Genomic DNA, 10,455 nt, shown 5'->3' with positions numbered 1-10,455 from the left:
CTCACACCAGCCCACCATACGGGCTCTTAGTGCCCCACCACCAGACCCCCAACACAGCAATACCAACGAAAACTCACGCCGAGCCACCGAAAACCCACCAAGCTGTCACGAGTCAGGTGGGTTCCAACTGCACCAGCGTATGTGATGCATCCACCGGACAGCAGCATCATCTGCGCCACCTCTGCCACGACAAGTTCAAGATGTTTTGTACGTAGGCCTAACGCTTCGATATCCTCATTCTGGGACATAGAGACCCCGAGAGTGAACTCTGATAGAGGGCGGTTTAGTGCGAGATTTGAAGTGCTGAGTTTTGGCTCTCCTTGACCGTATGGCCCTCCAGCAGCAAAGAATGTACGTGGGGTGAGAAGGTGAACTTGACTACGCTCGTATGAAGCGAGAGCGCACAAATCTACCATTATCTCGTGCTCGGGAGGAAGGAGAGGCGGATCTGGGTGAATAAGCCACAAATGGGTGTCATTGGGGAACTTATTTTTGTGCTCGTATAAAAATCTCGTAAGCATGAGCGGCTCGGGGGCGTGTGCTGGCGCTACGTCAAAACCATGGTTGTCATTTTGGTGTGTGCTATCAGGTTCTTCTTTTGGGGCTCCTTTTTCTTTCTCCTGTGTTTGGTTAACCGACTGAGGTATTTCTTGGTGGTGCCATAGTGATTGCCTGAGCGCCTCGTCGATAAGTCTGTTAATGGCAGATACTATGGCTTTTCCTTGTGGGTCTCTCTTCTTGGGCTGGTTGTTGTGCCCAGTGGAGGTAGGGTAGGCCACCGTTGGAACGTGGTCGAGAAGAAAAGAACCTCGTTGTTCGCCTTCTGTGAGGGCGCTGAGGCAGACGACCGGTATCTCGGCCTTTTTCGCTTCTAAGACTTCCCGTTGCGTCCATTCCCGACTGCTGTAGTGATCAGTGCGAACCATGAGTAGTGCGCCGGACTGAACTTGTTTTACGATTTCTTTATTCCAGTCATCCCCAGGCTGGATGTCGTGAATGTCAACAAAGTCGGCGAGTTTGGTTTTTTCTATCCATGAGCGGACTTTTGATACGACTCCTGTCGGGTTGATGTCGTTTTTGTCTTTCTTGGGGATATCGTATCTCGAGTGACTGATGAATATGCGCAGTCGTTCCTGTTTCTTAGGGTCTCGCAGAAGAGTTTGTATGATAGCTTGTCCAAGGTCCCTGGTTAGTTCACCTTCAGCTACGGTGGAATGTCTTTTTTTGGGGACGCTCAGGTTCCCAATGTTCCCTTGTTTCACTCCCCGCTTGTTCATAAGGCTAGCGATGATGGGGGAGTTTGAATAGTCGGGAATTACCTTGGGCAGTATAGGGATAACCAATGTGTGGCAGTTTGGCTGGTTGTATTTGTTTTGTAAAATTGCGATGCCGTTAAGATATTCTCGCCATTCGGAGGACTCGTTGATAGATGCGCGTACGAGGTGTTCGTCAATGAATGGAAGGATGACGGAGTGCTGAGCTGCGTTGGCGTTTGAGGCCCGTTCCCCGTTGCCGACGACTCCATCAACAGTGACGATGGGGGCGGGGAGCTCGTTGTTTCCGGGCAGTGCGCACGATCTTCCGTAGACCTCCACTGCGCTTCCCGCTAGTCCAGCAAAGGCGTCGGAGTGGTAGTGCTCAAATAGTGCGTCGCAGATACTCGCCCCCTCCTTATCTTCTGGGTGCCAGACAACGAAGATGTCGAGAACGCTGGGTGAAGGTGCTGGCAAGGTGATGTCGAGGGATGGAGGCTGAAGGGTGCTGTGGGTCATGTCGTGATAATAATGAGATGAAGGCCACTTTACAGTGACTTGGTTCGGGATCTTGTTCCGGTGGATGAGACTCTTTTGCTGTGATCGTCTGGGGAATAGTGATGTTTCCCTGTCATTCCCCGTAGGCTCATGCCATGAGCCATATCGTCTCCCCGGACCCTGACGAACTTCTAGATGACCCTGCCGGAAGGCCTGCTGCTCGCGGGCCGCGGCGGCGCACTGTCGGCGAGGGGCCGGCCACCGGCCACGAGGTGCTGAACAACCCGGCCTCGGCCCGCATCTCCCGTGTGGCCGGCCTGTCCCGCCGTAACGTGAGGAACAAGCATCGTCGCTTCCTCGTCGAAGGTCCCCAGGGTGTGCGCGAGGCAGTCCGCTACGCCTCCGACCGCGTTCTCGATGTCTACCTCACTGAGGCCGCTGTCAAGCGTCACGGCGAGATCTGGGAGGAGGCCGTTGCGGCCGGGCTCTACATGCACGTCACCAGTGAACAGGTCATGGACGCCATGAGCGCTGATGCCCAGGGCGTCCTCGCCGTCGTCGCCACCGAGGAGGCCGCCGGCTCCGAGGCGCTGGCCACCGCCCTGGCCGGGGCCAGGCTCATCGCCGTGCTCACGCAGGCGCAGGACCCCGGAAACGCCGGTGCCATCATCCGAGCCGCCGACGCGGCCGGAGCCGACGCCGTTGTGCTCGTGCGGGGCAGCGTGGATCCCACCGCGCCGAAGGTCGTGCGCTCCACTGCCGGAAGTCTCTTCCACCTGCCCGTCGTCACCGGTGTGGCCCTGGACGACGCCGTGGCCGCCCTTCATGAGGCCGGACTCACTGTCCTGGCGGCCGATGGACGCGGGGACTTCGACCTCTTCGAGGCCGAGTCGCTCCTGGGGGCACCCAGCGCCTGGCTGCTCGGTAACGAGGCCCGTGGGCTGCCTGCAGAGGCGCTGAGCCGGGCCGACGCCGTCGTCTCGATTCCGCTCTATGGCAAGGCCGAGTCCCTTAATGTCGCTGCCGCGGCAGCCGTGTGCCTCTACGCCAGCGCCCGGGCACAGGCGTAGGCCGCAGACTCAGAGCAGCTCGCAGATCGCGGCGGCCGCTTGGCCCGGACCATCCAGCCCCTTCATGAGCTCGGCCATGCGCTGGGCGCGAGAGCGCATGCCGTCGTCGGCCAGTGACTCACGCACCAGTGCCGCCCAGTCGGCCCTGTGAGCCTCCTTCTGGGAGATGAGCCGAGCCGAGCCGAAGGCCACGCAGCGCTGGACATTGAAGCGCTGCTCGAGCTGCAACGGGATCCCGATGAAGGGCCATCCCTGGACGCAGCTGGTCTGCACCGTTCCTTCTCCGCCGTGGGTGATGGCCAGGTCGACGGCCTCGCCCAGTTGGTGGGCCGGGATCCAGTCAGTGACATGGATGTTGAGGGGGAGGGTGTCCAAGTCCTCGTCGCGGAGGTGGGAGCGCACCGGCGCAAGTACTTGGCAGTCGGCCCGCCCCAGGCCTCTGAGCATGTCGAGGACGAGGTCTCGGTTCCCCGATGAGCCCACTGCGAAGTACACCAGGGGCTTGGGACCGGCGGCCAGGTCGGCAACGATCTCGGGAACCTCGCCGGGCAGCTGGGCGTAGACCGGTCCCACCACCTGGTGTCCCTCGGGCATCTCCAACCACCGGGGAAGCAGATGCGGGGCACTGGCAATGAGGTTGAGGTCCGCGGTGAGCCCAGCGAACACCCCCTGAGGCAGGCAGACGCCGTTGGCCTTGGCCACCTGGTGGAAGGCGCGTAACAGGGGGGCCCGGGTTCCAACCGTGTGGAGCAGATGAGCGGCCGCGTTGTCGACCAGGCACTCTTCAGGGGTGGTACGGGGCAGGAAGCCGGTGGCGCCCACCTTGCGTGCAGCCTCCAAGTGGGCCAGCGAGTAGGCGAAGGGCCGTACGAAAACCAATGGTACGCACTCGGCTCGCGCTGAAATAAACTGGCTGGGAGTGACTCCGATGACGACGGCGTCCGGGCGCAGGCAGCGCAGCAGTACTCGTTCGCTTGCGACCCGCTGGGCGAGCATCTGCGCCGTGAACGGGTGGCGCAGGCTTCGACCCTGGTCGAAATCCAGCGCCAGCCGGCCTTCCTCGTCACTCAGGTACGGTGTGAGCAGGCGGAAGTCAAAGCCCGCAGCCTTGATGTACTCCGAGTTGCGTAGTGAGAAGCCCGCAAAGACGCACTCCACATCGGAAGGCATGCGACGGGCGACCTCGATGGAGCGGGTCACCTCGGCGAAGTTGAATGTCTCTGGTGCGAAGAGCACGCGAGACGTTTTTCTGTGCGCGGCCACCGCGTGTCCAGTGGCACCTTCAGGCATGGTTGGCTCTCCTTCTGAGAGTGAGGCGCCCTGCTACAGGCAGCGCTCGACGTCGCTCTTATTGCACGTTGTGTACAACCGGAGGAGAGGCTATCACGTTTAATCTTACACGACTGCCGTTACTTACGACGAGGTTGGAATGCCGGAAAAATATCCAAAAGGTGAAAAAAGGTAGGGCGGTGTGCTCTCACTGATCGATCGGCTGGTCGGGGAAGTCTGATGTCGGAGCTCTTGGGGAGCATCTCTGGTCGTCCTGCTGCGCTTGGGAGACCAGGCTCCGCAGCGCCTGGGCGGACATGTTCGTGATGGTCTCCTGGCTGATCTCGGGACGATCCAACCAGGCCAGGCACAGGGCGATCATTGTGCTGATCCATATCTTGGCGGCGAACATCGAGCGATCGTCGGGATGTGTGATTCCCAGGAGCATGAGTACAAGGCGCTCATAGCGCTCGAAGCTGGTGGCCAGGGCGGCCGCGATCTGTGGATCCTGGTCAAGACCGCCGGTGTGCAGGGCTCGGAAGCTGTTCGGTCTGGCTCTCACGTAGCCCGCGAAGGTGGAGATCGCTGCCTCCAGCGTCGGCTCGATCTGTTGCTCCACCAGACCGTGAAGGTGAAGGATCTCGCTCTCCACGACTGCCCGTGCGAAGGCGGTCTTGGAGGGGAAGTAGTGGTAGAAGAGCGTGCGTGACACGCCGGCACGTTCGATGATCTCACTGACGTGAGTACGGTCAAGGGTCCCCTCGGCGAACAGCTCAACCCCGACTTTCACCAACTCCTCCCGGCGCTGCTCGGGTTGGAGTCGGCGGCGCGGATCAGCTGTATTCGCGGGGCTCATGCGAATGAGACTACGACCGGTGGTCGACTTGAGCGTATAGGCGCTCTGCGTGGCGTGTGACCATCACCCCACATCGGGACCGTGTTTCTGAGATGCGGTTGACGTCTCGCCTGGCAGCGATGCTAGTCTTCCTGACGAAGGGTCAGAACTGTGCCGACCTTGTTGCCTGCAGGTACTCATCGCGAGCACTAGCCATGTAGGTCGCCGCGGGGAGCAGTGGTTCTTAAGTTGACTCTTTCTCAAGATCTGCGCGGTGGTGAGCAAGGAGGAATGCGGTGCGCATGTGGATGTGTTGCTGTCGATGAGACAGATATCGCTCCCATATCCACATTGAGACGAGGTACTCGTGACTACATCCGCACCCTCTCCTGATCAGGCGGTTACAGGACAGACTGAGGACATCAAGTACGCTCTCGACAACGATGCCGAAAATGCTCGGCGGGAGAGCCGGCATTTCAGTGACGTTCTGGTGCGCATCAGCCATGTCACGAAGTACTACGGCCGCTTCAAGGCGCTCGACGACGTCTCTCTCGATGTCCACCGTGGTGAGGTCGTGGTCGTCATCGGCTCCTCGGGCTCGGGTAAGTCGACCTTGTGCCGCACCGTGAACCGTCTGGAGCCGATTCAGGACGGCGAGATCGAGATCGATGGGATCCCGCTGCCGCAGGAGGGCAGGGCGCTCGCGCAGCTGCGCGCTGAGGTGGGGATGGTTTTCCAGTCCTTCAACCTCTTCCCCCACCGGACAGTGCTGGACAACATCACCTTGGCGCCCGTCAAGGTGCGAGGCATCTCCCGGGAGCAGGCCGAGGACCGGGCGCGTGAGCTGCTGACCCGCGTCGGGCTGGAGGACCAGGCCGGCAAGCACCCCTCCCAGCTCTCCGGAGGCCAGCAGCAGCGCGTTGCGATCGCCCGTGCGCTGGCCATGGATCCCAAGGTCATGCTCTTCGATGAGCCCACCAGCGCCTTGGACCCCGAGATGATCAACGAGGTCCTGGACGTCATCAAGGACCTGGCGACCTCCGGTATGACCATGCTCGTCGTCACCCATGAGATGGGCTTCGCCCGCTCGGCGGCCGACCGCGTCGTCTTCATGGATGAAGGCCGGATCATTGAGTCCGGCAGCCCCGCAGCGTTCTTCTCCTCTCCGCGCACCGAGCGTGCCCGCGATTTCCTCTCCAAAGTGCTCAGCCACTGAACTCCGAACCGCGCCTCCTGCCGGGTGCGGCGCCCACCTCAGGTCCCAAGCCTGGGATGGCCCGTCTCCGTCTCAACGAAAGGAATACCATGACCACCCTTTCCCGCCGCAGTCTTCTGGTGACCACAGGCGCAGTCTCTCTGGCCGGTGTGCTGGCGGCATGCGCCGATACGGGCGCCGACGGCGAGACTGTCGACTCGGCGTCAGCCTCCACGGCCGAGTACGACAAGGCCATCAACTCCGGTCCGGTGGCCGCCGATGACGCCATAGCCGCCTCCAGCTGGGCATCGGCCATCAAGAAGGCGGGCAAGTTCGTCACCGGCGGGACCACGACCTCCGAGGTCTTCTCCTGGGAGGACTCCAAGACGAAGAAGATCTCCGGCTTCGACGCGGCCATCGCTCAGGCCCTGGCCCGCTACATCATCGGCGGTGACGATGCCCGCTCCCTCCTTGAGATCCAGCAGGTCAAGGCTGAGACTCGCGAGACCTTCCTGGTCAACGGCACGGTCAACGCCGTCATCGCCACCTACACGATCACCCAGGAGCGAGCCGAGAAGATCGACTTCGCCGGCCCGTACTACGCCTCCAGCCAGGCCATCCTGGTCAAGGCCGACAACAAGGACATCACGGGCGTCGACAGCCTGACCGGGGACGTCGCGGTCCAGTCCAACTCCTCATCGGCCTCCGCCCTGAAGAAGTACGCCCCCAACGCGACGGCCAAACCCTTCGACACCCAGGCCAAGTGCGTCGCCGCCGTTGAGAGCGGACAGGTCAAGGCCTACGTCGTGGACCAGTCCCTGCTCAAGAGCGAGGTCCTGTCCAATGACAAGGTCAAGATCGTCGGCGACACCTTCGCCGAGGACCCCTACGGCATCGGACTCCCCAAGGACTCCGGGGCTCAGGCCTTCGTCAACACCTTCCTGCAGACGATCGAGTCTGACGGCACCTGGAAGACCATCTGGGAGGCGACGATCGGCAAGTCGCTCGGTGGCGACGCGCCCCAGCCGCCGGCCATCGGCTCGGTTCCCGGGTCGTCGACCGCCGGTGCCGACGGTGCGGGTAGCGGGGAGCAGACTCCCGCTCCCGAGGGCGGTTCCGAGCCTGCACCCGCGCAAGGCGGTGACCAGGCTCCACAGGACTCCTGAACGATCTCCTCGCTACATCGCCCCGGTCAGGTCCTCCGCAGAACCGACCGGGGCGGCAGCCCGCAGCGTTCACGTCATGATTGACGAACCGGATCCTTCAAGGAGGCGACCGTGAGTGCCATAACCGACAATCTCGCTGATATCGGCTCCGGCCTGCTCATCACGCTGGTGATCTCTGTGCTGTCCTACGCAGGCGGACTGGTCCTGGGCTCGCTCATGGCCATCTTCCGGGTCGGCCCCATCCCTCCTCTCAGAGCACTGGCGACGGCGTGGGTGACGGTGGCCTGCAACATCCCCAACCTGTGCCTCATGGTGCTGATCGGCCTGGCGCTTCCCAACGTCGGCATCCGCATTCCACTGTTCTGGTCGGTGATCGTCGCCCTGGTCTTCTCCTCGTCCGGATTCGTGTGCGAGACGGTGCGCAGCGGGATCAACTCGGTGCCGAAGGGACAGATCGAGGCCGCGCGCGCACTGGGAATGCCCTTCTGGCTCATCATCCGTGGCATCGTCCTGCCACAGTCCCTGGCACGCACGATCCAGCCACTGGTCAACATCTTCATCGCCTGCCTCATCGGCTCCTCGCTCGCTGCGGCGGTCGGCGTCGTCGAGCTGACGGCCGTTACACAGCAGATCAACCAGGAGCGAGCGGCCGGGGTCATCACCTTCCTCACTTCCGGCCTGACCTACCTGGCAATCGCCTTCGCCGCCACGAGGCTCGGTGGACTTCTTGAGAGGCGGCTCGAGTTCATGGGGACGGAGGAGCGCGCATGAGTTCTGACATCATGCCCATGACAGACCCTCGTCCTGCCAGACAACGTGGCAGAGACTCCGGGGTGACGGACGCGGCGCTGCTCTTCGATGAGCCGGGTCCGCGGGGGCGCATCATGATCGCCATCGGATCAGTCGTCGCGGTTCTTGGGATCGTGGCGCTGCTGGGCGCGGTCCTCTACCGACTGGACCTCGCGGGCCAGCTCGACTATCCCGAGTGGCGATACTTCCTGGGGCGCTCAGTGGTCAGTCAGCTTCTGGAGGCCGCCGGCAACACCCTGTCCCTCGGGGCTGTCGCAGCCGTCCTCACCTTCCCTCTGGGAATCGTCCTGGGATGGCTCCGCCTGCTGGACAACCGGCCCGTGAGGTGGCTGATCGGCTTGTGGATCGATGCCATGCGAGCGGTGCCGATGCTGCTGCTCGTCTACTTCTTCCTGCTGGTGGTTCCGCGTTTCGTGGACGTCTCGGACTTCTGGAAGCTGGCCCTGCCCATCGTCATGTGCACCTCGGCGACGACGGCGGAGGTCTTCCGCTCAGGCGTCCGCGCCCTGGACCGAGGGCAGACAGAGGCCGCACTGGCGCTGGGAATGAGCGGGTCCCTCACGATGCGCCTCATCCTGGCCCCGCAGGCCCTGCGTCTTATGCTCCCGACGCTGATCACCCAGATGGTCACCATCATCAAGGGGACGACACTGGCGTACGTGCTCGCCTATCCCGACCTCATGTATCGCGGTTCCACGATGATCGGCCAGGCGAAGATCGACGCCCGCTTGTCCGTCTTCTTCCAGACCTACGTCATCATCGCCGTCGCCTACGTCATCGTGAACTGGGCCCTGGGGGCACTGGCGAGGCGCATCGAGGCCCGTACCCGGTGAAACGGGCGAGGTGCCGAGTCCTGACTCCAAGGATGTGTGTCGCCTCATGACTTCTGAGAGTTTCGGGCGCCGTGACATCTGATACAAGGGTGAGGCGGGGTATCCGGGCGCGTTGAAGGGATGTGCACAGTCGCGCTGGTGCACCTTGGTGCGTACTGCACCAGGTAGGGATGGAGTGCTACTGGCCGAGAGGTGGGTGTGCCCCACGAGGATGCGGGTCCCGTGCAGTGTGGACACCCCCTGGTCAGTGCCACCCCGATCTTATGCAAGTAGCCGGCTTGAACAGGCTCCGGCTGGAAGTGGCCTGTTGAACGCGGTTCCGCTCGATGCGCTGCGGCCCTGCCGCATGTGGGACTGGCGGCCATCGCCCCTTGGATCCTTCTGGAATGACTCTCAGGTCCATGTTGCCGTCAGGTCCGGTCATCCGCATGGTCTCGGGAAAACCGAATGAGAAGGACCCGGTTCGGCTCGCTGTGCAGGTGAATGCCGGCAAGGTCGAAACACTGATCACTGCCGTCCACCCGCTTGACTGGATCGTGGACGCTCGCCGCGATGCTGAGAGCATGTCTGGAGCAGGAAAGCGCATTGTGGTGGTGCGGTGATGGCGGTAAGCGTGTCGGCTGCTACGCCCTGCTCCTGGCTGCGACTGAAGAGGCTTGAAGGAGGGCGGGCAGGAGCCTGTCCAGGGCCTGGAGGTCGGCGGGGGAGAGGTGCTTGCGCAGGTCGGTGTCGAGTTTCTTGGCGGCATCGGTGGCGAGCCGCAGTAACTGACGTCCGTCGTCGGTGATCTCGATGACCTGTACCCGACGGTCGGTCCGACTGCGCGTCCTGCGCACGGCGCCGATGCTGGCGAGCTGGTCGACCAGCGACACCACCAGGCTCGGGGCGACACCGAGCCGTGCGGCGATCTCTCGTTGAGAACTTGCTTGGGCGGTGTCGACGATGGCGAGCAGTCCCACCTGCTTGTGGGTGAGGCCGGTGTGCTGGATGAGCAGTGAGAACGATCGGGTGATCTGGGCTCCTGCGATACCGAGCTGGAAGCACGTCGAGGACAGGATCGCGTGGCCGTCTTCTCTTCCCATGACGTCAACGGTACACTATGGAATGATTCAGTTCTGAATGATATAAGGGAGTGGTCCTCATGCCATGGTGGCTCGCATTGCTGAACTCGTCACTGGGAATCATCTCAGCAGGCTTCGGTGTCGTCGCGGTGATCCGCCCGCAGACGCTCGACCCTTCCGGGGAAGGCGAGTCCGGGGGACGTTTCTATCCGGCCATGTACACGGCCCGGAGCGTCCCGCTCGGAGCACTGGTCGCTGTCGTCGTCTGGTTGGCTCCTGCTCGGCCGCTGACCTTGCTCGTCCTGGTCGCAGCGGCGGCCGCCCAGTTCGGAGACGCCGCTATCGGTGTCGTGCACCGCGTGCCGGGAATGGTTGCGTTCCCTCTTGTCGCTGCCCTTCTCCACCTGGCCAGCGCGGCCTGTCTGCTCTGAGAGCAACAGAGATGATGAGGTAAAAGAACGCGTC

Annotated in this window: 11 protein-coding genes; 7 read left to right on the top strand and 4 right to left on the bottom strand. The window is 62.4% G+C overall.

Going from position 1 to position 10,455, the window contains the following annotated elements:
* Positions 1–26 precede the first annotated feature (26 nt).
* A complete protein-coding gene (locus RWR81_RS07645; protein WP_314456509.1) occupies positions 27–1,772 on the bottom strand; it encodes a toll/interleukin-1 receptor domain-containing protein in 1,746 nt (581 codons plus the stop codon).
* A gap of 134 nt (positions 1,773–1,906) precedes the next feature.
* On the opposite strand from RWR81_RS07645, the gene RWR81_RS07640 reads away from it, so the two are divergent.
* Positions 1,907–2,821 (top strand): RNA methyltransferase, encoded by a 915-nt coding sequence (locus RWR81_RS07640; RefSeq protein WP_314456507.1) that lies wholly within the window; start codon positions 1,907–1,909, stop codon positions 2,819–2,821.
* Positions 2,822–2,830: 9 nt separating this feature from the next.
* On the opposite strand, the gene RWR81_RS07635 is transcribed toward RWR81_RS07640, so the two are convergent.
* Complete coding sequence (locus RWR81_RS07635; RefSeq protein WP_314456505.1) at positions 2,831–4,111, bottom strand: nucleotide disphospho-sugar-binding domain-containing protein; 1,281 nt, start codon at positions 4,109–4,111, stop codon at positions 2,831–2,833.
* Positions 4,112–4,298: 187 nt separating this feature from the next.
* The gene (locus RWR81_RS07630) at positions 4,299–4,946 is read right to left on the bottom strand and encodes a TetR/AcrR family transcriptional regulator (RefSeq protein ID WP_314456503.1); all 648 of its coding nucleotides are present in this window, start codon (positions 4,944–4,946) and stop codon (positions 4,299–4,301) included.
* Positions 4,947–5,292: 346 nt separating this feature from the next.
* On the opposite strand from RWR81_RS07630, the gene RWR81_RS07625 reads away from it, so the two are divergent.
* The 5 genes from RWR81_RS07625 to RWR81_RS07605 all read left to right on the top strand — a co-directional run bounded on the left by RWR81_RS07625 (position 5,293) and on the right by RWR81_RS07605 (position 9,531).
* Positions 5,293–6,141: an amino acid ABC transporter ATP-binding protein gene (locus RWR81_RS07625; RefSeq protein WP_399498206.1), complete on the top strand. Its 849-nt coding sequence runs from the start codon at positions 5,293–5,295 to the stop codon at positions 6,139–6,141.
* Positions 6,142–6,230: 89 nt separating this feature from the next.
* Positions 6,231–7,286, top strand: a complete 1,056-nt coding sequence (locus tag RWR81_RS07620; protein WP_314456502.1) for a glutamate ABC transporter substrate-binding protein — start codon at positions 6,231–6,233, stop codon at positions 7,284–7,286.
* Between the two features lie 111 nt (positions 7,287–7,397).
* Complete coding sequence (locus RWR81_RS07615) at positions 7,398–8,057, top strand: amino acid ABC transporter permease (protein WP_147524717.1); 660 nt, start codon at positions 7,398–7,400, stop codon at positions 8,055–8,057.
* Positions 8,054–8,929, top strand: a complete 876-nt coding sequence (locus RWR81_RS07610; protein WP_314456498.1) for an amino acid ABC transporter permease — start codon at positions 8,054–8,056, stop codon at positions 8,927–8,929. The genes RWR81_RS07615 and RWR81_RS07610 overlap by 4 nt, the downstream gene beginning before the upstream one ends.
* 401 nt (positions 8,930–9,330) lie before the next feature.
* Entirely contained in the window at positions 9,331–9,531 is a 201-nt protein-coding gene (locus RWR81_RS07605) for a hypothetical protein (RefSeq protein ID WP_314456496.1), read from the top strand.
* 21 nt (positions 9,532–9,552) lie between these two features.
* On the opposite strand, the gene RWR81_RS07600 is transcribed toward RWR81_RS07605, so the two are convergent.
* Positions 9,553–10,011: a MarR family winged helix-turn-helix transcriptional regulator gene (locus RWR81_RS07600; RefSeq protein WP_314456494.1), complete on the bottom strand. Its 459-nt coding sequence runs from the start codon at positions 10,009–10,011 to the stop codon at positions 9,553–9,555.
* 50 nt (positions 10,012–10,061) lie between these two features.
* Between RWR81_RS07600 and RWR81_RS07595 the strand changes: the two genes are divergently transcribed.
* The gene (locus tag RWR81_RS07595; RefSeq protein WP_314456492.1) at positions 10,062–10,421 is read left to right on the top strand and encodes a hypothetical protein; all 360 of its coding nucleotides are present in this window, start codon (positions 10,062–10,064) and stop codon (positions 10,419–10,421) included.
* The last annotated feature ends 34 nt before the right edge of the window (positions 10,422–10,455 follow it).

The organism is uncultured Actinomyces sp. (assembly GCF_963526355.1).
Taxonomy (GTDB): domain Bacteria; phylum Actinomycetota; class Actinomycetes; order Actinomycetales; family Actinomycetaceae; genus Actinomyces.
The sequence above is the reverse complement of the archived record's forward strand: the minus strand, read 5'-3'. Positions and strand labels throughout refer to the sequence as shown.

Coding starts and splice junctions, on each gene's coding strand:
- RWR81_RS07635 (WP_314456505.1), bottom strand. CDS start 4,111: ATGCCTGAAGGTGCCACTGGACACGCGGTGGCCGCGCACAGAAAAACG.
- RWR81_RS07645 (WP_314456509.1), bottom strand. CDS start 1,772: ATGACCCACAGCACCCTTCAGCCTCCATCCCTCGACATCACCTTGCCA.
- RWR81_RS07620 (WP_314456502.1), top strand. CDS start 6,231: ATGACCACCCTTTCCCGCCGCAGTCTTCTGGTGACCACAGGCGCAGTC.
- RWR81_RS07630 (WP_314456503.1), bottom strand. CDS start 4,946: ATGAGCCCCGCGAATACAGCTGATCCGCGCCGCCGACTCCAACCCGAG.
- RWR81_RS07600 (WP_314456494.1), bottom strand. CDS start 10,011: ATGGGAAGAGAAGACGGCCACGCGATCCTGTCCTCGACGTGCTTCCAG.
- RWR81_RS07610 (WP_314456498.1), top strand. CDS start 8,054: ATGAGTTCTGACATCATGCCCATGACAGACCCTCGTCCTGCCAGACAA.
- RWR81_RS07640 (WP_314456507.1), top strand. CDS start 1,907: ATGAGCCATATCGTCTCCCCGGACCCTGACGAACTTCTAGATGACCCT.
- RWR81_RS07605 (WP_314456496.1), top strand. CDS start 9,331: ATGTTGCCGTCAGGTCCGGTCATCCGCATGGTCTCGGGAAAACCGAAT.